General features: G+C 59.5%; 23 protein-coding genes. 11 read left to right on the forward strand and 12 right to left on the reverse strand.

What is annotated here, in order from left to right; translation table 11 throughout:
• Positions 1 to 114: 114 nt before the first annotated feature.
• Complete coding sequence (locus tag ACP15V_RS10400; RefSeq protein WP_424943615.1) at positions 115 to 1,728, reverse strand: PAS-domain containing protein; 1,614 nt, start codon at positions 1,726 to 1,728, stop codon at positions 115 to 117.
• A gap of 109 nt (positions 1,729 to 1,837) precedes the next feature.
• Complete coding sequence (gene regB / locus ACP15V_RS10405) at positions 1,838 to 3,223, reverse strand: sensor histidine kinase RegB (RefSeq protein WP_424943616.1); 1,386 nt, start codon at positions 3,221 to 3,223, stop codon at positions 1,838 to 1,840.
• Between the two features lie 112 nt (positions 3,224 to 3,335).
• Between regB and ACP15V_RS10410 the strand changes: the two genes are divergently transcribed.
• The 4 genes from ACP15V_RS10410 to ACP15V_RS10425 all read left to right on the forward strand — a co-directional run bounded on the left by ACP15V_RS10410 (position 3,336) and on the right by ACP15V_RS10425 (position 6,179).
• A complete protein-coding gene (locus ACP15V_RS10410) occupies positions 3,336 to 3,953 on the forward strand; it encodes an SCO family protein (protein ID WP_424943856.1) in 618 nt (205 codons plus the stop codon).
• 112 nt (positions 3,954 to 4,065) lie between these two features.
• Positions 4,066 to 4,632: an ActR/PrrA/RegA family redox response regulator transcription factor gene (locus ACP15V_RS10415; protein ID WP_424943617.1), complete on the forward strand. Its 567-nt coding sequence runs from the start codon at positions 4,066 to 4,068 to the stop codon at positions 4,630 to 4,632.
• A 15-nt stretch (positions 4,633 to 4,647) separates the two neighbouring features.
• On the forward strand, positions 4,648 to 5,820 hold the full coding sequence (locus ACP15V_RS10420) for a glycosyltransferase family 61 protein (RefSeq protein ID WP_424943618.1): 1,173 nt from the start codon (positions 4,648 to 4,650) through the stop codon (positions 5,818 to 5,820).
• A gap of 47 nt (positions 5,821 to 5,867) precedes the next feature.
• Positions 5,868 to 6,179, forward strand: a complete 312-nt coding sequence (locus tag ACP15V_RS10425; RefSeq protein ID WP_424943619.1) for a hypothetical protein — start codon at positions 5,868 to 5,870, stop codon at positions 6,177 to 6,179.
• On the opposite strand, the gene ACP15V_RS10430 is transcribed toward ACP15V_RS10425, so the two are convergent.
• Genes ACP15V_RS10430 through ACP15V_RS10440 form a run of 3 tightly spaced genes read right to left on the reverse strand, consistent with a single transcriptional unit; the run spans position 6,157 to position 7,714 of the window.
• Entirely contained in the window at positions 6,157 to 6,654 is a 498-nt protein-coding gene (locus ACP15V_RS10430) for an N-acetyltransferase family protein (RefSeq protein WP_424943620.1), read from the reverse strand. The genes ACP15V_RS10425 and ACP15V_RS10430 overlap by 23 nt on opposite strands.
• A complete protein-coding gene (locus ACP15V_RS10435; protein ID WP_424943621.1) occupies positions 6,651 to 7,124 on the reverse strand; it encodes an N-acetyltransferase family protein in 474 nt (157 codons plus the stop codon). The genes ACP15V_RS10430 and ACP15V_RS10435 overlap by 4 nt, the downstream gene beginning before the upstream one ends.
• Positions 7,121 to 7,714 carry an HD domain-containing protein gene (locus ACP15V_RS10440; protein WP_424943622.1) on the reverse strand — a complete coding sequence of 198 codons (594 nt, stop codon included), beginning with the start codon at positions 7,712 to 7,714 and terminating at the stop codon, positions 7,121 to 7,123. Before ACP15V_RS10440 ends, ACP15V_RS10435 begins: the two co-directional genes overlap by 4 nt.
• 188 nt (positions 7,715 to 7,902) lie before the next feature.
• Between ACP15V_RS10440 and ACP15V_RS10445 the strand changes: the two genes are divergently transcribed.
• The 3 genes from ACP15V_RS10445 (at position 7,903) to ACP15V_RS10455 (ending at position 10,534) form a co-directional block, all read left to right on the forward strand.
• Positions 7,903 to 8,223, forward strand: coding sequence for a hypothetical protein (locus ACP15V_RS10445; protein ID WP_424943623.1), 321 nt, complete (start codon positions 7,903 to 7,905; stop codon positions 8,221 to 8,223).
• A gap of 72 nt (positions 8,224 to 8,295) precedes the next feature.
• Entirely contained in the window at positions 8,296 to 9,687 is a 1,392-nt protein-coding gene (gene ahcY, locus ACP15V_RS10450; protein WP_424943624.1) for an adenosylhomocysteinase, read from the forward strand.
• Positions 9,688 to 9,820: 133 nt separating this feature from the next.
• Positions 9,821 to 10,534 carry an extensin family protein gene (locus ACP15V_RS10455; RefSeq protein ID WP_424943625.1) on the forward strand — a complete coding sequence of 238 codons (714 nt, stop codon included), beginning with the start codon at positions 9,821 to 9,823 and terminating at the stop codon, positions 10,532 to 10,534.
• A gap of 51 nt (positions 10,535 to 10,585) precedes the next feature.
• On the opposite strand, the gene trpB is transcribed toward ACP15V_RS10455, so the two are convergent.
• Together trpB and lysM are read right to left on the reverse strand one after the other, a co-directional pair.
• Positions 10,586 to 11,791 carry a tryptophan synthase subunit beta gene (gene trpB / locus ACP15V_RS10460; protein WP_424943626.1) on the reverse strand — a complete coding sequence of 402 codons (1,206 nt, stop codon included), beginning with the start codon at positions 11,789 to 11,791 and terminating at the stop codon, positions 10,586 to 10,588.
• 172 nt (positions 11,792 to 11,963) lie between these two features.
• Positions 11,964 to 12,380, reverse strand: a complete 417-nt coding sequence (gene lysM / locus ACP15V_RS10465; protein WP_424943627.1) for a peptidoglycan-binding protein LysM — start codon at positions 12,378 to 12,380, stop codon at positions 11,964 to 11,966.
• 163 nt (positions 12,381 to 12,543) lie between these two features.
• Here lysM and ACP15V_RS10470 point away from each other — a divergent pair, with 163 nt between their 5' ends.
• Positions 12,544 to 12,885, forward strand: a complete 342-nt coding sequence (locus tag ACP15V_RS10470) for a DUF2853 family protein (RefSeq protein WP_424943628.1) — start codon at positions 12,544 to 12,546, stop codon at positions 12,883 to 12,885.
• A 344-nt stretch (positions 12,886 to 13,229) separates the two neighbouring features.
• On the opposite strand, the gene ACP15V_RS10475 is transcribed toward ACP15V_RS10470, so the two are convergent.
• The 5 genes from ACP15V_RS10475 to tsaD are packed head-to-tail and all read right to left on the reverse strand — an operon-like array spanning position 13,230 to position 16,412.
• Positions 13,230 to 13,625, reverse strand: a complete 396-nt coding sequence (locus ACP15V_RS10475) for a DUF1761 domain-containing protein (protein WP_424943629.1) — start codon at positions 13,623 to 13,625, stop codon at positions 13,230 to 13,232.
• Between the two features lie 44 nt (positions 13,626 to 13,669).
• The gene (locus ACP15V_RS10480; protein WP_424943630.1) at positions 13,670 to 14,089 is read right to left on the reverse strand and encodes an EVE domain-containing protein; all 420 of its coding nucleotides are present in this window, start codon (positions 14,087 to 14,089) and stop codon (positions 13,670 to 13,672) included.
• On the reverse strand, positions 14,089 to 14,355 hold the full coding sequence (locus ACP15V_RS10485) for a YciI family protein (protein WP_424943631.1): 267 nt from the start codon (positions 14,353 to 14,355) through the stop codon (positions 14,089 to 14,091). The genes ACP15V_RS10480 and ACP15V_RS10485 overlap by 1 nt, the downstream gene beginning before the upstream one ends.
• 15 nt (positions 14,356 to 14,370) lie before the next feature.
• Positions 14,371 to 15,318, reverse strand: coding sequence for an NAD(P)H-dependent glycerol-3-phosphate dehydrogenase (locus ACP15V_RS10490; RefSeq protein WP_424943632.1), 948 nt, complete (start codon positions 15,316 to 15,318; stop codon positions 14,371 to 14,373).
• A complete protein-coding gene (tsaD, locus tag ACP15V_RS10495; RefSeq protein ID WP_424943633.1) occupies positions 15,315 to 16,412 on the reverse strand; it encodes a tRNA (adenosine(37)-N6)-threonylcarbamoyltransferase complex transferase subunit TsaD in 1,098 nt (365 codons plus the stop codon). Before tsaD ends, ACP15V_RS10490 begins: the two co-directional genes overlap by 4 nt.
• A 77-nt stretch (positions 16,413 to 16,489) precedes the next feature.
• Here tsaD and ACP15V_RS10500 point away from each other — a divergent pair, with 77 nt between their 5' ends.
• From ACP15V_RS10500 to ACP15V_RS10510, 3 genes are all read left to right on the forward strand, one after another.
• Positions 16,490 to 17,230: a uroporphyrinogen-III synthase gene (locus ACP15V_RS10500; protein WP_424943634.1), complete on the forward strand. Its 741-nt coding sequence runs from the start codon at positions 16,490 to 16,492 to the stop codon at positions 17,228 to 17,230.
• 173 nt (positions 17,231 to 17,403) lie between these two features.
• A complete protein-coding gene (locus ACP15V_RS10505; protein ID WP_424943635.1) occupies positions 17,404 to 18,822 on the forward strand; it encodes a COG4223 family protein in 1,419 nt (472 codons plus the stop codon).
• 10 nt (positions 18,823 to 18,832) lie between these two features.
• A complete protein-coding gene (locus ACP15V_RS10510; RefSeq protein WP_424943636.1) occupies positions 18,833 to 20,335 on the forward strand; it encodes a heme biosynthesis protein HemY in 1,503 nt (500 codons plus the stop codon).
• Positions 20,336 to 20,400: the final 65 nt, after the last annotated feature.

The following is a 20,400-nucleotide window of genomic DNA, read 5'->3' on the forward strand; positions in this document are numbered from 1 at the left end:
CCGCGAATATGAGCGGCGGCCCACGCGGGCGCAAGCCCGATTGCGAAACGGGGGCGGTTGACCCGGATGTGCGGCCGGACCCGGGTCTGTATTCCTGGGGATGCTGGCTTTGGATCACACCGGGGGAATAAGCGGCGCCTTTACGAATTTCGGATTTGAAAGATCCGGTTGCTTTATCCGTTGCCGGGTTGGCGAACTGGGCAGATTTTCCGATGCGGCAAAGCTGACCATTGTGGCGCCACGCACCATTGGTTTGATTTTGCAGGTCACTTTGCGCCCATTGAGCAGGTTGAACTCTTCGCTCCACGCGTCGCGCTTTTCGTGATTGGCCACGGCGATCTGCACCTTGTCCCAGATGTCGGTTGGGCGGGACTTGTGGCGCCAGGACATGCAGGCATCGGAAATACTGACGTCCAACAGCGAGGTTTCCGGGTCGCTGCCCCACAGTTTCGCATAGGCCGCGTTCGACATTGCCAGTGACCCGCCTGGCGCGAAGACGGCGATGGCATCTTCGATGCAATCCAGGGCGGATTGCCCCATTTCCAGCTCGGTCCGGAAGCGACGGGTGAGCGAGATTTCAGCCGAGATGTCTTCGAACAGGAAGGCCACGGCACCCTCCGGATGGGGCCGACCTGTCACGCGATAGGTCTGGCCGGACGGGAGCGACCAGGTTTCTTCATAGGTGCCGTTCACCGCGGCTGCTTCCAGTTCCGACATTTGCTGTCGCCAGGATTTGTAATCCTTGGGTTCCGGCATCATCCGTTTTTCGCGCAGATGGTCGAGGAAACTGAACAGGGTCGGTTTGCCGACAAGGAACTCGATCGGCAGAGACACAAGATCGGTCAGGGCCGGGTTGAACAGGGTCAGTTGGCGTTTGCGATCAAAGATGGCCAGGCCAATGGGCAGGTGGGCAAAGGTCTTGGTCAGCGTCGCCACAAATTCTGACAGGCTGTTTTCGGCTTTCACCAATCGGTCCGCGGGCAGCGCGGTGATGACGGTTTCATCGCCCAGCACGCTTTCGTGCAGTTCAAACCATTTCCGACGGCCTTTTGGCCCGTGGGGCAGGGCAACGCGGCGGGGTTGATCCGTTTGTGTCGCTTCGGCCAGTTTGGGCTGGTCAAACAGTTTGCGCGGCGGCCACGGGGCGGTGTCGTCGGTGGTGTTCATGGCGTCGGCCAGATCCAGATAATGGTGATTGGCCCAAGTAATCGTGTGGTTTTGATCTTCACGCCAGATCAGGAAGGGCAGTTCTTCTGTGGTGGAGCGCAGAGAGGCCACTTCGTTTTGCAAGGCATGTAGGCGGTGACGATCAATGCTTGCGGTGCCCTCTTCTTCCAGAAACTCGACGCGTGCCAAACCTTTGCGCCATTGTGCCCGCAGACGCACCGGGCTGTCTTTGCCGCGCAGATCCACCTCGCCGGTGTCCGCAAGCTCCGCCATTCTGGCATCAAGATCGGGAAAATAGGGCAGTAAAAGGTGGGACAATTGCTGCCATTCTGATGCATTGGTTGGCTTTTCCGTTGCCTGAAGCATCTGCCAGCCGCGTTCAGTTGCATCCACCAGACGCTGATCATCAAACAGAAAGATCGCCGTGGTGCGTTCTGTGCTGGCGTCATGATCCAGACCATGGCCCCGCCGTTTTGCGGAGATCGACAATGTAAAGAGTGCAGCAAGTGCGACGCTGAACGCGGTTACCACCATGGCTGCGGCCATCAATGTGTTTAGCATGTTTCCTGTCCCAAGATGGGTTTGTTAACCCTGATCTAAAGACTGGGACAGGAAGGTTAACGAAGGTTTAATCCAGACCCGAAATGCCCTTGTTTCCAAGGATTTCAAGCTATTCGAAGTGAATATTATCGCCCAGACCGCGCATGTTCTCTTTCCGTTCCAGACCCGAATCACTCCGTTGCCAGGAGACCTGCACAATGGCCCCCGATTTCTCGCGTGGGTGGGGGCGGCCCGTGTAGGGTTCCGCGCCATTGGCAAAGCTCAGCACCGCCCCAGTGCGTTCCAGTAGGGTCTTGGCGATGAACAGGCCCAGCCCCATCCCTTCGTAGGCCTTGCGCTGTTTGCGCTGGGCATCCGGGGCGCGACGACGGATGAACGGATCACCAATCCGGTCGATCACATGGGGGGCATAGCCGCGCCCGTCATCAATCACACGGATGGTGATGTTCCGCTCGGACCAGCTCAACTCGATCCAGACGGCGGTAGAGGCAAAATCCACCGCATTCTGGATCAGGTTGCGCAAGCCGTGAATGATCTCGGGCCGCCGCGCCATTTCCGGCTGGTGGGCCTCATCCCCGTCAATTTCGATGGTGATCTCCTTGCCGCGGTCCATATGGGGATCGGCGGCGTCTTCGACCAAGGCTGAGAGCGGCACGAAACGGATATGCATGTCGTCTTTGCCCGCGCGGCCCATGGAGCGCAGGATGTCACGGCAGCGGTCGGTCTGTTCGCCGATCAGGCGCACATCCTCGATCAGGTCTGGCTGGCCGTTCAGCTCTTCCACCAGTTCGGAAGAGACCAGCTTGATGGTCGCCAGCGGCGTGCCCAACTCATGTGCGGCCGCAGCCACAACGCCGCCCAGGTCGGTCAGTTTCTGTTCACGCGCCAGCGCCATCTGGGCGGCCAGCAGGGCCTCGGACATGGATTTCATCTCGGACGAGATACGGCGGGTGTAAAGCCCGATGAAACCGATCGAGACCACAACCGCAACCCAAAGGCCAAAGACAAAGATCTCGGGCATCCGCAGGGCAAACCCCATTTGTGTCTGAAGCGGCAGGTTGAAATCGGCGACAATGGTGGTGGCGGCGATGGCCGCGCCGCCGACAACCATGGTGGCGCGGGTCGACAGCGCCGTGGCGGCCACCGTGACCGGGGCGACAATCAGCACCATGAACGGGTTGTGCAACCCGCCGGTCAGAAACACCATGAAGGCCAGCTGAAACGTATCAAACAGCAGCCACAGCGTGGCTTGTTGTTCGTTCAGGCGGGCATTGCGCGGGTAAAAGGCCAGGGTGATCAGGTTGGCGGAGACCCCCAGGCTGATCGCCATCCCCACCAGAAACAGATTGATGTCGAGCGAGAAGAACAGGATCGCGACGATGATCGCGGTGATCTGACCCAGGATTGCTGCCCAGCGCAGCACAATCAGGGTGCGAAGGCGCACCCATTGTCCGCTGACATTTGGGGTGTCAGGGCGTGTTGAGGGGTCAAGCATATGTGATCGCTCCTGTCGCGAAAAGCCGAAGATGGGGTTGCGGCATCGTGAACTCTTGTTAGTCCTGTGCAAAAGCGCAATCAATGCCTGTAGGACGGATTGGAGAATGTCGATGATGCGAGTCTATGCTGCCAGTGCTGCAGTGGCGGTTGCCGCCCTGTTGGGGGCCACCTGGTATATGACCACCGGGGGCGAAGACAAGTTTGCCCAATGTCGCGGTTCTGCGGTTGGCACGGGGGCTGCATCCATTGGCGGCCCGTTTGAGCTGACCGATGAAAATGGCAAGGCGGTGACCGACAAGGATGTGATCACCAAACCGACGCTTTTGTATTTCGGCTATACGTTCTGCCCGGATGTCTGCCCGCTTGACAATGCACGCAACGCCGAGGCGCTCGATCTGCTGCAAGAGCAGGGGTATGACGCGCAGATGGCCTTTATCACCATCGACCCGGAACGTGACGGCGTCGAACAGGTGCGCGATTTCACCGATTACCTGCATCCCGACATGATTGGTCTGACCGGCACGCCCGAGCAGATCAAGGCCGCCAGCCAAGCCTACAAGACGTATTATCGCAAACAGGACGGCGACCCGGAATACTATCTGGTGGACCATTCGACCTTCACCTATTTCGTGACACCGAAAAGCGGATTTCTGGAGTTTTTCAAACGGGACGACACCCCCCAGGACATGGCCAACCGGATCAGCTGCTTTATCGATGCCGAGGGATGAGCGCGAAAGTTGCATTTTGCGCATGGCCGGTAACGTCGCGTAGAATTTGACCCCGGGGAAGCAAAGCCCTACATAAATTCAGAAGATTGCAAGCGACCCGAAGGGGGGTGCCATGTCAGATCAGGACCTACACGAAATCGGCCACGAAATCGGCGAAGACAAGTCGCTTTTGCTTGTGGATGACGACGAACCGTTTCTGCGCCGCTTGGCGCGGGCGATGGAAAAACGTGGGTTCGAACCGGAAATGGCCGGATCGGTGACCGCGGGCAAGGCGATTGCCACCGCCCGCCCGCCTGCCTATGCGGTTGTGGATTTGCGGCTTGAAGACGGCAATGGGCTTGATGTGGTCGAAGTGATCCGCGAAAAGCGCCCTGATGCGCGGGTTGTGGTGTTGACGGGATATGGTGCGATTGCCACGGCTGTGGCCGCCGTGAAACTGGGGGCCACCGATTACCTGTCAAAACCCGCCGATGCCAATGACATCACCAATGCGCTTTTGGCCAAATCGGACGAGCTGCCTCCGCCGCCCGAAAACCCCATGTCAGCCGACCGGGTGCGTTGGGAACACATCCAGCGTGTCTATGAGCTTTGCGACCGGAATGTCTCGGAAACGGCGCGCCGCTTGAATATGCACCGCAGGACGCTACAAAGGATCTTGGCAAAGCGTAGTCCCAAGTAAGCAAAGTGAGGTCCGATGGGCAGCGAACATGAACTGGAGCGGCCCTCGCCCCACGGGGGGTGGTCGGTTGAGATCACACATGTGACGGATGCGCGGATCATTCCGCCAACGGAAAGCAATCTGGTGCAAAAGGCCGGGGTGTTTGACGGGGACGGCAACTATGTCCCCGAAGCCGCGCTTTGGCGGCGTCATCGTCCGATCATGGAACAGCCCGAAAACGTCACTCCGACGGGTGAGAAGCTGAAAGGCAAATGGCTTTGGGGTGGCGTGCTGTGGATGCATTTTGGCCACTTCCTGGTGGAAAGCACCGGGCGGCTTTGGCCCTATCACGATCTGGAAGATGAAATCGAAGGCATCCTGTTCATCCCGAAACGTCCGCGCAACAAGGACCAGATTGTTGGATACCAGACCGATTTCTTTGATCTGCTGGGGGTGAAGAAGCAAGTCAAAGTGGTCTTTGATCCCACCGACGTGGAAGAACTGGTTGTTCCCGGGCAAGGGTTTGGCCTTGGTCAGATTGCAGATGGCACCGCGCCAATGCGCGCCATGATCCACGAGTATTTCGCCAAGGATGTGAAGGCAGACGGCCCCGAAAAGCTTTATGTCTCGCGTGCGGAACTGCGCGCGCATCTGGGCGGGGTGCTTGGTGAAAAGCGCATCGAGAATATGATGCGCGCCGAAGGGTACGAGGTGTTCTATCCCGAAAAGCACAGCCTGCGCGATCAGGTGGCGCGCTACAAGGCGGCCAAGACCATTGTCGGCCTTGATGGGTCGGCCTTTCACATCGCGGCCATGGTGGGTCACAAGGACCAGAACGTGGCGATGATCTTGCGCCGCGAAGATGGGGCGGTGAAATATCTGCAGATGCATCTGGACAGTTTCACCGGTGTCACGTCGCATAAGATCGACGCTTTGCTGACCGAATGGGTGCCGGAAAACAAACCGAAATCCAACCGTCTCTCCTATGGTGAGCCGGATTTTGAGAAGCTGGGGCAGATGTTGTTTGACGCGGGTCTGATCAAGGACCTGGACCCGTGGAAACCGCTGGACAAGAAGGAACGCAAGGCGCTCTGGGCGGAAAGCGGGTTGGAACATGGCAAGGGGTATAAGGAATACTTCAAATATATCCGTAAACGCCGCCGCGCCCGCCGTGCGGAACGCGAGGCAGCGGAAGCAGCGGCCAAATGAAACGGGGCGCGTTGCTGATCTTATTTCTTGCAGGGTGCCAATCGGCGATGGCGCCCACCGTCGCCCCTTCCAGCATCACGCTCGTCCCCGACGCTGAAGGGCTGATGGTGTTGCCGCTGGGCAAACGCATCGATTTCGGCCGGTCCCCCAAAGGGGTCATTCCTGCCCTGGACCGCGAGTTGGGCGCGCATACCGATCTGCCCCTGACCGGCTGCCCCGCCGGGATCATCGCGCGACATCGCTGGGGAAATCTTGAACTGAGTTTTACCGCAGAACGTTTTGTGGGATGGCGGCAAGACGGGCAGACCCAGGGTCAGATCTGCGGCGCGGCGTCGGCTAGTCCAGGTCAAACCGCTTAAGGATCTTGTCGACCACCTGCCCATCGGGCAGCACCGCGTTGGGCAAACGACCATAGGTCTCAAACCCACGGCTTTGGTAATAGGTCAACCCGCCCGCGTTGTCGGCCCGGATAAGCGCGCTGATCCAGCGATAACCCAGATCCTTTGCCGCGCCCCGCGTGGCATCAAACAGCCGCGATCCAATGCCCAATCCGGTTTGGCCCATCTGGACAAAGGTGGCGATAGAGCAGGTGTCCCCCGGCAGTTCGGGGTGGGGTTCGATCCATTGAAACCCAACCACCTGTCCCTGATTGGTTTCCGCCACATGCCAGATCGCCCGCGCACCACCTGTGCGCATCCACCCTGCCAGGTCATCCGCGGTGACGGGGTCGGTCAACGCCGTGGTGCCACCCGTCGCGATGATCTGGTTCAGCAGATCGGCCATCGCCCCGGTATCCCAAAGACCCGCGCGGCGAATGATCAGATCTGCGCTCATGCGCCGTCCTTCAGGTCGAACCGCTTGCGGATCAGGCCGGGTTCGGTGGCGTAGGTGACAAACCCCATGGCGCCGTAATAGCCAAGCCCCTTGTCGTTATCTTCGCCGATTGACGCCTCAATAGTCTCTATTCCGGCCGAACCGGCAGCTTTTCGCGTGGCGTCAAACAGCGCCCGCCCGATCCCGCCGCGCCCCGCATCCAGCGCGACATAGGTGCCTATCTCTCCCCATCCGGCGGGTGTGCCATAAGGGTTGTCCGCGCCCGGCAGGATCAGCGATTGAAAGCCAATGATCCGCCCTGTTTCATCCACCGCCACGGTGCAGCGGATATTGTCGGGATGCTGGATGTAATACGCCAGCATATGGTCCGGGTCCCCACGCCGCGCGCTGTTCCACCCCTTCAGAATCGGGGTGATCAGGTCGCTCATGCCCTGGGCGTCTTCCGGGCGGGCCTCGCGCGTGGTGATCATAGCTGCCTCAGGAGTTCTGCGTGGCGGGCGGTGAAGGCTTCGCGCACCTCAACGGGCGGGCGCAAATGAATGTCGAGCCCGCGAATGACGTCAGGGTTGGGGCGACCAAACAGCTTGTTGGCCTCTTCGACGGAAAACCCGGCGATTTGCGTGGCCTCAAGCCAGGCCGAGATTTTATCTGCCCGTTTGATGCCCTTTTTCACCGTGGCAGGTGTTTTTGCAGGCAGGCCAAAGCGCACGTGAATGGCCGTGGTCAGCCGTTCATCCAGATCGCCGTACCCTTCGCCCACCGCCGCCTTCACCGGTGAAATCATATCGCCAATCACGTATTCCGGCGCGTCATGCAACAACGCCGCCAGCTGCCATTTCACCGGCGCTTTCGGGTAAAGCCGGGCATGGATTTCTTCAACCAAAAGAGAATGTTCCGCGACCGAATAGGGGTAATCCCCCAGCGTCTGCCCGTTCCAACGCGCAACAAAGGCAAGGCCATGGGCAATGTCCTCGATCTCGATATCCATTGGGGTCGGATCCAGAAGGTCCAATCGGCGCCCGGATAGCATTCTTTGCCAAGCTCTTGGTTTTGAAGCCATTTTTTGCTATACTCCAGATGGTGGCGGAGGGGTCACGGAACAGTGTCCGCCTTTGATGTGCATCTGTTTGGCACAGCCACCATATTTATTGAAGACAGTATTCATAACCGGGTGGGCTGCCCCAAGAGGCGTAACAGACACATCAGCAACATGGCAGCGTCCCCGTTTCATACGGAAAGGAATTCGTCATGTTCAAACGTCTCGTGACATCAGCGCTTATCTTTGGCGCGGCCTCTTTGGCCCCGCCCATCCCGATGGCCCACGCGATGCCAAGCTGTGCCCCGCGCACGGATCTGGTCGAAAAGCTCTCGGTACACTATAGCGAAGGGCTTGTCGGAGGGGGGCTGCAAAACCAGAAAGAACTGCTGGAGGTCTGGTCGTCCCCGGAAACCGGCAGTTTCACAATCCTCGTCACCAATGCCAATGGGGTCAGCTGCATCGTTGCGGCGGGCAAGAACTGGCACGGCAAATGGCCTGACCCGCCATCCGTGCCCGATGTGGCAGGGTAAACGTCCCTACATTGCGTGTTAACGCCTGTAATGATACGAGGCCTCTGAAACAGATTTGTTATGGAGGTCCCCGTGACCCAGGATTACGTCGTCAAGGACATCACCCTGGCAGAGTTCGGCCGCAAGGAGCTGGACATTGCTGAAACCGAAATGCCCGGCCTGATGGCCCTGCGCGAGGAATATGGTGACACGAAACCGCTCGCTGGCGCGCGCATTGTCGGTTCGCTTCACATGACCATTCAGACCGCGGTTCTGATCGAAACCCTGGTGGCGTTGGGCGCGGATGTGCGCTGGGCGTCGTGCAACATCTTCTCGACCCAAGACCATGCAGCGGCGGCGATTGCCGCAGGCGGCACCCCGGTTTTTGCCGTGAAAGGTCAATCGCTTGAAGAGCACTGGGATTACCTTGATCGTTCCTTCCTGTTCCCGGAAGGCCCCAACCTGATCCTCGATGATGGCGGCGATGCGACGCTTTACATCCTCTTGGGCGCGCGTGTCGAAGCGGGCGAGGTTGACCTGATCGAAACACCCACCTCGGAAGAAGAAGTTGCGGTGTTTGCGCAGATCAAGAAACGCATGAAAGCCAGCCCCGGCTGGTTCACCAAGATGCGCGATCAGATCAAAGGCGTGTCGGAAGAAACCACCACCGGGGTTCACCGCCTTTACGAGTTGGTGAAGCAGGGCCAGCTGCCCTTCCCGGCGATCAACGTGAACGACTCGGTCACCAAATCGAAGTTCGACAACAAATACGGCTGTAAGGAATCGCTGGTCGACGGCATCCGCCGCGCAACCGACACGATGATGGCGGGCAAAGTGGCCGTGGTTTGTGGCTATGGTGACGTGGGCAAAGGCTCGGCCGCCTCGCTGCGCGGTGCAGGTGCCCGTGTGAAAGTGACCGAGATCGACCCGATTTGCGCGCTTCAGGCCGCAATGGACGGGTTTGAAGTGGTCGGCCTGGAAGACGCCGTGTCATCGGCCGACGTGTTCATCACCACCACCGGCAACAAGGACATCATCCGCATCGAGCATATGCGCGCGATGAAGGATATGGCGATTGTCGGCAACATCGGCCACTTCGACAATGAAATTCAGGTGGCGGCGCTGAAAAACCACAAATGGACCAATATCAAGGACCAGGTGGACATGATCGAAATGCCCTCGGGCAACCGGATCATCCTGCTGTCGGAAGGGCGTCTTCTGAACCTTGGCAACGCCACCGGACACCCGTCTTTCGTGATGTCGGCAAGCTTTACCAACCAGGTTCTGGCGCAGATCGAACTGTGGACCAAGGGGGATGAATACAACAATGACGTCTACATCCTTCCCAAACATCTGGACGAGAAAGTGGCCAAGCTGCACCTTGACCGGATCGGCGTGAAACTGTCGAAACTGTCGAAAGAACAGGCCGACTATATCGGGGTCACGGTGGATGGCCCGTTCAAGCCGGAACATTACCGCTATTGATCCGGGGTCTGAGACCGTAAAATGAAATCGCCGCCTGTCCTCGGGCGGCGATTTTCGTTTCGGCGCGCGGATATCCACCGATGACGCGGCTGTGTCTTGCACCGACTCGTCGCGTTGCACATGGTCCCTCACCATGCGCTTGTTGTTATCTGTCTTGTGGCGGTTGCTTTTGGTTGGGGGGATTTTGGTCGTGATTGCGGTGCCGGTCGCGGTGCTGCATCCCGAAAGCCCGCTGCCTGTGGAATGGAACCCGACCCGTCCGTTGGACGTCTCCGCGCCACTGACGCCGGTTTCAAAACTGCAATTGCGCCGCGCATTGAACGATGGGGCCACCTGCCGCGCGGTTCTGGCGGAACATGGGGTGCAGTTTCAGCAAAAGGCCGATCTTGAAACCTCTGACACCTGCCACATTCGCGACCGCATCCTGTTGCAAAGCGTCGGTGGGGCGCGCGTCAGCCCGCTGGAAACCCGCTGCGATCTGGCTTTGCGCCTGGCGATGTGGGAACAGCATGGCATTCGCCCGGTGGCCGAGGAATACGGGGTGGAAGTGACCCGCCTTTATCATCAGGGCAGCTACAATTGCCGCAAGATGCGGACCCGGCGCGGGCAATCCGAACGGTGGAGCGAACACGCGGTGGCCGGGGCCATCGACATTCGCGCCTTTGGTCTGTCAGATGGTCGGCAAATCGCCCTTTTGAAACACTGGGATGGTCCACATGCCCCGTTTCTGCGCGCGCTGTGGCAGAGCTCATGTGATTGGTTCAACCTTGTCCTGAGCCCGGAATACAACGCCCTTCACGCTGATCACCTGCATCTGCAGGCCAGCGGGTGGGGGTTTTGCCGATAGAGGGGAAGGCCGAAAGAAAAGAGGGGCGACACGCGCCCCTCAGATCGGTTGTTACGCCTCGTCTCCGAAGCCGAAGGTTTCGGTGACATAATCAATGTCCTTGTCGCCGCGGCCCGACAGGTTGATCAGGATCGACTTGCCCGGATTTTTCGGCGCTTCGCGCATGGCGAAGGCAACCGCATGGGCGCTTTCAAGCGCGGGGATGATGCCTTCGTGACGTGACAGGGCATAGAAAGCGGCCAGCGCTTCCTTGTCATCCGCAGCGGTGTAGTTGGCCTTGCCGGTGCGATACAGGTGTGCGTGTTCCGGGCCAACGCCGGGGTAATCAAGGCCGGAGGCGACGGTGTGAACCGGGGCTGGTTCGCCGTTTTCATCCTTCAACACCATGGTGCGGAAGCCGTGAATGTCGCCGTCTTCACCAAAGGTGATGGTGGCCGCATGTTCACCCAGCTTCGACGAGGTGCCCATCGGCTCCACGCCATAAAGCGCCACATCTTCATCGTCGATAAAGCCCGAGAAGAGGCCCATCGCGTTTGATCCACCTCCAACGCAAGCGCCAACCATATCGGGCAGTTCGCCGGTCATTTCGAGGAACTGTTCGCGCGCCTCGATGCCGATTACATGCTGGAAATCGCGCACAATCATCGGGAAGGGGTGCGGTCCTACCACGGAACCGATCGCGAAAAGCGCGGTGTCGGCTTGCGGCACATAGGCGTTGAAACAGCTGTCGACGGCCTCTTTCAACGAGCGCCCGCCAAAACCCACCGGCACCACATTCGCGCCCAACAGCTTCATCCGGGTCACATTGGGGGCTTCTTTCTCAATGTCGATCTCGCCCATGTGGATTTCACATTCTAACCCGAAATAGGCCGCAGCGGTGGCCAGCGCCACGCCGTGCTGACCGGCCCCGGTTTCGGCCATCAGCTTGGTTTTGCCCATGAATTTCGCCAGCAGCCCCTCACCCATACAGTGGTTGAGCTTATGCGCACCGGTGTGGTTCAGATCTTCGCGCTTGGCATAGATGCGCGCGCCGCCACACATGTCAGACAGGTTTTTCAGATAGGACACCGGGGTCGGGCGGCCCTGGAAATGTTTGCGGATGTGGCGCAGTTCAGCGATGAAATCAGCCGATTTGGCGATCCGGTCATAGGCCTCGCGGATTTCCTTGAAATGCGGCTCCAGCGGCGGCGGCAGCATGGCCCCCCCGTAGTCGCCAAAGTAACCATCGCGGGTTGGGGTGGATTTGAGGTAGCCCATGCGGCAGCGTCTCCTGTCATGTCTCGTTCTTTCGCGTGGGATCAGACAGGGAATCGGCGTGAGGCTCAAGTCAAAAATTGCGACATATGAATGCGTGAAGTAATTTTATTGCGGGAAAAGGAAAACGCGGCCGGGATCCGACCGCGTTTCAGTTGTAGATATTGGGTGCTGGTTACTGCGGAATGCGCAGGTTTTGGCCCGGATAGATCTTGTCAGGATGCGACAGCATCGGACGGTTGGCCTCGAAGATCTTTTCGTAATGTGCGCCATTGCCCAGGGTTTTCTCGGCAATCGCCCAAAGCGTGTCACCTTTTTCGACGGTGTGGAACACCGGTTCGTTTTCCAGCTCGGCCTCCACTTCGGCCACGCCTTCCACGTTGCCCACCGCCAGGATGACCTTCTCGCGGTCTTCTGCGCTCAGCCCTTCACCACCGGAAACAGTGACCTTTTCACCGTCCAGCTTGATGTCCAGACCGGATGTGTCGATGCCCAGATCGGCCACTTCCTTGGTCAGGGTTTCTTCGGTTGACGCATCGTCACCCCCGAACAGAGCCTTGCCAGCCCCTTTTACGAAATTCCAAAGACCCATTACGTCCTCCATATATTCATTACGGTTGGCATCAGCCTGACCCAATTCCACGAAAATTCCTAGGGGGAATGGCGCGGCAATGTTTTCCTTTGTGTTGGTGCGAATTGCGCATAGAGTTCGGTTCAGAATTACAACGCCTTCATGCAACTATTGGGAGCACATCATGGGTAAGAGAGACGACCTGATCGCAAAATATGCAGATGATCTGAAGAACAAATGCGGCATGACGCCGGATATGGACCTTCTGACCAAAGTCACCATCGGCTGTGGCCCTGCGATCTACAACGACGATGCTTCCACCGTGGCTGCAACCCAGGACAGTGAACTGGAAACCGTGAAGAACAACTTTCTGATCAAGAAGCTGGGTCTGTCGGATGGCCCGCAATTGATGGATGCAATCAATGCCGTGATCAACACCTATGGTCAGTCCGAGCGCAATAAATACCGCGCTGTGGTTTATTACATGCTGGTCAAGCATTTCGGCAAAGAAGCCGTTTACGGCTGAACCGGATTGATTGTTCAGGAAAGCGCGGTGCCGAATTTCGGCGCCGCGCTTTTCGTTTTACGCCACCCCTCGAGGGCGGGTTAACAGACCCTTCCTATAACGTATTGGTTTTGAATAGTTTTGAAGGTGAAACGAGATTGATTTCCGGTCTGATTTCCCGCTAGATAATACACGAAGACCAGGACGGTCGGACCTCTTACATTTAGGAACACGTGTGGTGCTGAGGGAGCACGTGGGGTGGAAGGAGAGGGTCCGACGGGTCGCGGTCCCTCTCCTTTTTTTGTGCCGGCGGATGCCGGTTTTTTTGTGTCTGCAGCTGAGTGTGTGGTGACGGGCAGGTTGGGTCAGAACAGGCCCAGAACCAGGCCCGCGACCGCGCATCCCCCCGCCGCATATCCGCCATCCATCCAGATCAGCGACTTTGATCGATCAGAAAACATCACATTGTTCACGATCCAGGGGGCGGCGACAAACAGGCCAAGACCCAACCCGGTGATCAGGCCTTTCCCGGCACTGTCGATCCCCGCCATGATAAAGATATGGCGCATCATGCCGGCCACCAGCAAGGCCATGATGAAGGCCACGATGAAGGGTTTCGGATCGCTTGCATTTACCGGGCGACCGTCTTCGCCCACCGTGACACCCGATGCCGCCATCCATGGTTTCGCCAGTGCCATGTACCAGACCGACCCAAAGGCATAGGCCGCAATTGCTGCGACCAGAACGGACAAAATTCCCATTGGTGTTTCCTTCCCTGTCCAACGATTTGGGAAGGAGTATGACCTCAGGTCTGGTCCCCGGCAAGCTCCAGCACAATCGCCCATTCGTCCGGGGTCACCGGCTGGACCGACAGGCGGGTATTGTTGACCAGCACCATATCTGACAGGCGCGGGTCGTCCTTGCACATCGCCAGGGTCACGGGGCGGGGCAGGGCGCGCACCGCCTTGATGTCCACACATTCCCAACGCTCATCATCGGTGGTGCTGTCGGGATGGGCCTCGGCGCAGACCTCGACAATGCCGACGATCTCTTTTTCCTTTTGCGAGTGGTAGAAGAACCCAAGATCCCCGACCTTCATGTCGCGCATATGGTTGCGCGCCTGGTAATTGCGCACGCCATCCCATTCTTCACCCGCCTCGCCTTTGGCCACCTGCTGGTCCCAGCTCCAGGTCGAGACCTCGGATTTGAACAACCAATATTGCATCAGATCACCTTGTTCCATTGCTCCAGCCGCACGTCAGCGAACAGGCCCGCCTTGGCGTAGGGGTCATTTGCGGCCCAGGCCTCTGCGGCGGCCATGTCGTCCACGTCCAGCACCACCAGGGACCCATACATCATGCCGTCGGCATTCAGAAACGGACCCGCCTGCACCGCGCCGGTTTCCTTCAGATAGGCCACATGCGCCTCGCGATTGGCCTTGCGCGTTTCAATCGCGCCTTCCTTGTCGGTGCAAATTACGGCTACCAGCATGTCAGTTCTCCTGCGTTATTCTTCTTTCAGGGGCCGGGTCAAAAGGGCCTCGGCGGCTTCTTTGATGGTCAGATGTTTGTCCAGAACGGCGACGACCATATCGGCAATTGGCATATCCAGACCCTGCGCGCGGGCCAATGCAGACACGGCCTTGGCTGTGGCTTTCCCTTCAACCGTGGTCTCCTCAGGCAGGAACTCGGACCGGCCCAGCGCAAAGCCAAAGGCAAAGTTGCGGGATTTTTCAGAGGCGCAGGTCAGGGCCAGATCGCCAAACCCGGACAGACCCGCCAAGGTCTCTGGTTCGGCCCCTTGCGCCACCGCAAAGCGTTTCATCTCGGCATAGCCGCGCGTCATCAGGGCGGCACGGGCGCTTTCCCCCAAGCCTGCCCCCATGGCGATGCCGCAGGCGATGGCCACCACGTTTTTCAGCGCCCCGCCAATCTCAACCCCCACCAAATCAGAAGACCGATAGATACGCAGATTGTCGGTCGACAGCATCTGCTGCAGGTCTTCACCGTTTTCACAGGCCAGCGTCAGCGCAGTGGGCAGGCCGCCTGCAATGTCCACGGCAAAACTGGGACCGGACAGAATGGCCGGGGTGGCATTGGATATTTTGCTGCGGATGATTTCCGCCGGACCGTGCCCGGACGCCAGATCCACGCCCTTACAACATGCCACCAGGGTTTTTCCCGCCAACAAGACGTGGTGTGTGTCCAGAAACCCGGCCAATTGCTGCATCGGAACCGCCAGCAACAGCACATCTGCCTTGGCTGCTTTTGCAAGATCCCCGGTCGCAATCACACTGTCGGGAAACTCACATCCGGGCAGGCGACGCGTGTTTTGGCGTTTTTCCTGCATATCGCCGGGGTCACGTGCCCAAAGCGTCACGGGCCGCCCGTCGCGGGCAAGCGAAATGGCCAAGGCCGTGCCGAAGGCGCCAGCGCCCAGAACAGAGATGCTCATGCTTTGGCTCCTTTCTTACCTGATCCCAACATGGCGGGCGCCGTGCGGTCAAGCGGCCAGCGCGGGCGGGCGGACAGCTCCATCCCATCAACCTGACCTGCGCGAAACCGTTCAATTCCGGCCCAGGCAATCATCGCGGCATTATCGGTGCAAAGGTGTAGAGGGGGGGCAAGGAAGGTGGTGTCGTGTTGTGCGCATATAGTCTCTAATGCACCACGTAGGGTCTTGTTTGCGGCCACTCCACCGGCCACGGCAAGGGTGGGGGCGTCAGGTGACAGGGTCAAATACTCGGCCAGTGCACGGCGGGATTTTTCGGCCAGAACATCGCGCACCGCGGCCTGGAACCCGGCGCAAAGATCCGCACGATCTTTTCTCAAAAGCCCACCATGTTCTGCCACCAACCGGTCCCGTTCGCGCAGAAGGGCGGTTTTCAGGCCAGAAAAGCTCATGTCGCATCCCGGTCGATCCAGCAGGGGGCGGGGGAAACGAAAGCGGTTCTCGTCGCCCTTCATTGCCTCGGCCTCGACCGACGGTCCGCCGGGTTGCGGCAGACCCAACAACTTGGCGGTCTTGTCAAAGGCTTCGCCGGGGGCGTCATCGATTGTGCCGCCCAGACGCGTGAATTCTTCCGGCCCTTTGGCGATCAGAAACTGGCAATGCCCGCCTGACACCAACAGCATCAGATAGGGAAATGGCGTCTGATCTGTCAGGCGCGGGGTCAGCGCGTGGCCCGCAAGATGGTTCACACCCAGCAATGGCAGACCCGATCCGGCAGACAGCCCCTTGGCACACATGACACCAGCCAGCACCCCGCCAATCAGGCCCGGGCCGGCGGTGACGGCAATGGCATCCAGATCCTTCAACCCCAGACCTGCCTCTTGCAGAGCCTCTTCCACACAGAGATCCAGTTTCTCGGTATGCGCACGGGCGGCAATTTCCGGCACCACGCCGCCGAAATCCGCGTGCAGATCGGTTTGCCCGGCAACCACAGTGGACAGAAGTTCAGGTGTTTTCCCCGGTACGTGGCGCACCACCGCCGCAGCGGTGTCATCACACGAGCTTTCCAGCCCCAGAATAGTCACGGTCTCTGTCATACTGGCCTTCCACGCAGGTTGCCCACACCTGCGGGCAGTTGCGATTGATGTTCTGCCGAGGTAACACCCTGAGACAGATGAAACAACAGCCCACCCTTACAGAGCATAGCAGCGCCAAGCCAATCCTGCTCCTGACCCGGCCCGAAGCCGGGGCGCAGCGCGTGTTGCAGGCTTGTGAGGAGGTTATCGGATGTGTGCCCGATGCGCTGGTTTCACCAGTGCTTGAGATCACCCCGGTGGGTGATTGGCCGGATTTGACCCCATATAAATCGGTTATTCTGACGTCTGCCCATGCCTGCCTCGGGACCTTGACTGGGTGCGAGGCCTATTGTGTGGGGGAACGGACCGCCGCCGCTGCCCGTGAAAAAGGGGCAGAGATAGTCCATGTCAGCCCGGATGCCGCCCGCTTGATGGATGAAGTTCCCGCAATGCATCATCGGGCCATCTATCTGCGTGGCAAAGAGATCAGTGCAGATCTGGCCGCGCAGTACGGCTGTGATGAAAAGATTGTCTATGATCAGCAAGCCCGCCCTCTGACGGATGCCGCTAAGACCGCGCTTGCCGGGGAACGCCCTGTGATCCTTCCCCTTTTCTCGCCCCGCTCTGCGCGCTTGGTTGCAGAAGGGGTGACGATGTTGGGGCAAAACATACATGTCCTGGCGCTGAGCCCTGCCGTGGCCCACGCCTGGGAAGCGGCATTGCCAGCGGGGGCTTGTCCAGTTCCGGTTGAAATTTGTGCCACCCCGACACAGGTGGAAATGGTGGGCAGGATTGTCGCATCCCTAGGCCCGCAACAAGTCGATAAAGATAAAGGGTAAGTTTGCTTGAGACCCTGCAAGGCCCAAGCTAAGCTGGTGCGGCACAACTGCTGCCCTAATTTACAGGTGAGATTCGAGAGGTTCCGACATTGGCCAATTCCCGAAAACCCGCAAAGGGCTCTTCCGAACAGGCGACATCAAAACCGGCTGACAAGCCTGTAGAGGATGCTGTGGTGGTCGAAGAGACGTCGGCCAAGCCCGGCAAATCCGCCGACCCGGCCAAACCAGCGGACGGAACACCCGCAAAATCCGGAGGGGCGAAGCCCGCAGCGGGTACGAAAGCCAAGTCGACAGCCAAGGCAAAAGCGGTGAAAGCGACCGAGGCCAAGGGCGCCAAGGACGCGAAAACCAGCAAGCCTGCTGATGCCAAACCTGCGCCGAAATCCGACGCCAAACCGGGCGATGCCAAACCGGCGGCGGCTGGCAAGACGGCCGCTGCAAAATCAGCGTCTGCCACCAAACCTGACGAAAAACCCGATCAAGATGCGAAAAGCAACGCGGCGGGCCAAAAGCCCAGCGCGCCCAAGAGTGCGCCCAAGCAAGAGCCGAAACCCGCTGCTGCTGCGCAAAAGCCCGCTCAAAGCCCGGCTGTGAAACCCGCCAGAGGGGGGGTATTTGTGCCGATGCTTTTGGGCGGTGCGATCGCAGCCGCCATCGGCTTTGGCGCTGCACGCTACCCTGATCAATGGCCCTTTGTGACCGGCCCGGTGGAAGATCCACTGGCAACCGAATTGGCCGCCCAAGGGGATCAGTTGGCCGCGATCGAGGAACAGGGCAAGGCGCAGGCCGAAGCCATCGCCGCCCTGCAATCTGACGACAGTTTGAACGTGGCGCGTGGTGAAATTTCTGGTGAATTTGCCCAGCTGCGCACCCAGCTTGAAGCGATGAGTGGCAAGCTGAGCGAGCTTGAGAACCGCATTCATACGGTTGAGAAGCTGCCGCAAGGGTCCGGCATGGAAGCCGCCGCTGCCGCCGCTGCCGCCTATGAACGCGAATTGGCGCAGATGCGCGAGATGCTGGATGCCGAACTGGCCAAAATCTCATCCGCCAAGGAAGACGCCGAAACGCTCGAGGTGAACGCCGCCGAGGCCGCCAAGGCCGCCGGTGCCCGCGCCGCTTTGGCCCGCGTTCTGGCTGCGCTGGACACGGGAAAACCCTTTGGCGACGCGCTGTTTGATCTGACCCAGCAGGCCGACGTGGACGCCCCCGTCGCGCTGGCGTCACAGGCCGAAACAGGTGTGCCCACGCTGGCCGAATTGCAGGCAAGTTTCCCCGATGCAGCCCGCGCTGCACTTGATGCTTCTATCCGTGCGGCGGTCGAAGCCGGGGAAATGGATCGGGTTTCGGCCTTCCTTCGCCTGCAACTTGGCACGCGATCCCTGTCGCCCAAAGAAGGCGCAGACCCCGATGCGGTTCTGTCGCGGTCTGAGGCTGCGTTGCAAACCGGTGACCTGGAGGCCGCCCTGCAAGAGCTTGCTGCGATGCCGGAAGCAGGCCAGCCGGCCCTGGCCGATTGGATCGCCGACGCCACCGCCCGTAAAGATGCGCTCGCTGCCGGTGATGCGCTCGCCCAGCTCGTGAACAGCAAATAAGGACAGGTCGATGCTCTGGTCTCTTTTCAAGATTATCCTATTCGTCGCAGTCATCGCCGGCCTGACCTTCGGGGCCGGGGCCCTGATGGAGCTGGATGGCGGCATCCGTGTGGCCGTCGGGTCCATCGAGCTGAACCTTGGGCCGCTGCAAGGTGTGATCCTACTGGGGATGATGATTGTTGCGGTCTGGTTGCTGGTGGTGCTTCTGGGGCTCCTGCGCGCGGTTGTGCGCTTCCTGAACGGGGACGAAACTGCGATATCGCGCTACTTTGATCGCTCCCGTGAAAAGAAAGGGTATGAGGCGCTGGCTGACGGTCTGATGGCGCTGGCGTCTGGCGAAGGGTCGACCGCCATGGCCAAGGCGAACCGGGCCGAAAAATACCTGCGCCGCCCGGAACTGACCAATCTGATCACCGCGCAGGCGGCCGAGATGTCGGGGGACAAGCTTAAGGCCACGCAGGTTTACAAGAAATTGCTGACGGACGAACGCACCAAATTTGTGGGTGTGCGTGGGTTGATGAAGCAAAAGCTCGACGAAGGGGACACGGCCACCGCGATGCGTCTGGCCGAAAAGGCACTGGCGTTGAAGCCGCGTCATGTGGACACGCAAGACGCCCTGCTGGGGATGCAGGCCAGCGAAGGCGATTGGTCGGGCGCGCGCAAGACCCTGACCACCAAGCTGAAATATGGCGGGCTGCCGCGCGATGTACACAAACGGCGCGATGCGGTGCTGGCCTTGTCCGAGGCGAAAGCCGTGCTGGAAGAGGGCAAAAGCATCGAAGCACGTGAGGCGGCGATTGAAGCCAACAAGCTGTCACCCGATCTGGTGCCTGCTGCTGTCATGGCGGCCCATGCCTATATCGAACAGGACAAACCGCGCTATGCCGCCCGTGTGCTGACCAAGGCCTGGACCGCGCAACCGCACCCGGATCTTGCCGCCGCCTTTGCCGCCATCGAGCCGGAGGAAAGTCCGCAGGCCCGTCTGAACCGGTTCCGTACCCTGACCAAACATCGCGAAGGGGATGCGGAAACCCGGATGCTGGTGACCGAACTGAACATTGCCGCCGAAGATTACGTGGCAGCACGTAAGGCGCTGGGCAATCTGCCAGAGAGCGATCCGTCGCAACGGGCGTTGACCCTGTTGGCGGCAATTGAACGCGGTGAAGGGGCCGAGGATAAAACCGTGCGTGCCCTGCTGGCCCGTGCTGTGACCGCCCCGCGTGGGTCGCAATGGGTTTGTGACAAATGCAAACACATCCACGCCCAATGGGCGCCGGTCTGTGACAATTGCGATGGGTTCGACACGCTGTCCTGGACACAAGCACCCGAGACCGAGGGGCAGATGACCGGCGGGGCTGACATGATGCCGCTGATCGTCGGCGAAGATGCTCCGGTTGAGGGGGATGCGGTCGCGAAGGCAGAGGATGAGCCGAAAGATGTGACACCTGATGCGCCGCTGGACGGCGAAGTGGTGGCCACACCATCGGATCACCCCCCCAAAGAAACAGCGTAAATTTCAACTTGCGTTGCTTTTTGGACTACACATGGGCGCGGGACGGTGTTAAAGACCCGCGCACC

Origin of the sequence: Aliiroseovarius crassostreae (assembly GCF_049803815.1) — a bacterium.
Lineage (GTDB): Bacteria > Pseudomonadota > Alphaproteobacteria > Rhodobacterales > Rhodobacteraceae > Aliiroseovarius > Aliiroseovarius crassostreae_A.

Bases quoted from the DNA above. Each gene is read 5' to 3' on its own strand.
- ACP15V_RS10475 (WP_424943629.1), bottom strand. From the start codon at position 13,625: ATGGGAATTTTGTCCGTTCTGGTCGCAGCAATTGCGGCCTATGCCTTT.
- ACP15V_RS10420 (WP_424943618.1), top strand. From the start codon at position 4,648: ATGGGCAGCGAACATGAACTGGAGCGGCCCTCGCCCCACGGGGGGTGG.
- ACP15V_RS10510 (WP_424943636.1), top strand. From the start codon at position 18,833: ATGCTCTGGTCTCTTTTCAAGATTATCCTATTCGTCGCAGTCATCGCC.
- ACP15V_RS10455 (WP_424943625.1), top strand. From the start codon at position 9,821: ATGCGCTTGTTGTTATCTGTCTTGTGGCGGTTGCTTTTGGTTGGGGGG.
- tsaD (WP_424943633.1), bottom strand. From the start codon at position 16,412: ATGACAGAGACCGTGACTATTCTGGGGCTGGAAAGCTCGTGTGATGAC.
- ACP15V_RS10490 (WP_424943632.1), bottom strand. From the start codon at position 15,318: ATGAGCATCTCTGTTCTGGGCGCTGGCGCCTTCGGCACGGCCTTGGCC.
- ACP15V_RS10480 (WP_424943630.1), bottom strand. From the start codon at position 14,089: ATGCAATATTGGTTGTTCAAATCCGAGGTCTCGACCTGGAGCTGGGAC.
- ACP15V_RS10485 (WP_424943631.1), bottom strand. From the start codon at position 14,355: ATGCTGGTAGCCGTAATTTGCACCGACAAGGAAGGCGCGATTGAAACG.
- ACP15V_RS10415 (WP_424943617.1), top strand. From the start codon at position 4,066: ATGTCAGATCAGGACCTACACGAAATCGGCCACGAAATCGGCGAAGAC.
- ACP15V_RS10500 (WP_424943634.1), top strand. From the start codon at position 16,490: ATGAAACAACAGCCCACCCTTACAGAGCATAGCAGCGCCAAGCCAATC.
- trpB (WP_424943626.1), bottom strand. From the start codon at position 11,791: ATGGGCTACCTCAAATCCACCCCAACCCGCGATGGTTACTTTGGCGAC.
- ACP15V_RS10410 (WP_424943856.1), top strand. From the start codon at position 3,336: ATGATGCGAGTCTATGCTGCCAGTGCTGCAGTGGCGGTTGCCGCCCTG.
- ACP15V_RS10425 (WP_424943619.1), top strand. From the start codon at position 5,868: ATGGCGCCCACCGTCGCCCCTTCCAGCATCACGCTCGTCCCCGACGCT.
- ACP15V_RS10400 (WP_424943615.1), bottom strand. From the start codon at position 1,728: ATGCTAAACACATTGATGGCCGCAGCCATGGTGGTAACCGCGTTCAGC.
- ACP15V_RS10445 (WP_424943623.1), top strand. From the start codon at position 7,903: ATGTTCAAACGTCTCGTGACATCAGCGCTTATCTTTGGCGCGGCCTCT.
- ACP15V_RS10470 (WP_424943628.1), top strand. From the start codon at position 12,544: ATGGGTAAGAGAGACGACCTGATCGCAAAATATGCAGATGATCTGAAG.
- lysM (WP_424943627.1), bottom strand. From the start codon at position 12,380: ATGGGTCTTTGGAATTTCGTAAAAGGGGCTGGCAAGGCTCTGTTCGGG.
- regB (WP_424943616.1), bottom strand. From the start codon at position 3,223: ATGCTTGACCCCTCAACACGCCCTGACACCCCAAATGTCAGCGGACAA.
- ACP15V_RS10435 (WP_424943621.1), bottom strand. From the start codon at position 7,124: ATGATCACCACGCGCGAGGCCCGCCCGGAAGACGCCCAGGGCATGAGC.
- ACP15V_RS10440 (WP_424943622.1), bottom strand. From the start codon at position 7,714: ATGGCTTCAAAACCAAGAGCTTGGCAAAGAATGCTATCCGGGCGCCGA.
- ACP15V_RS10430 (WP_424943620.1), bottom strand. From the start codon at position 6,654: ATGAGCGCAGATCTGATCATTCGCCGCGCGGGTCTTTGGGATACCGGG.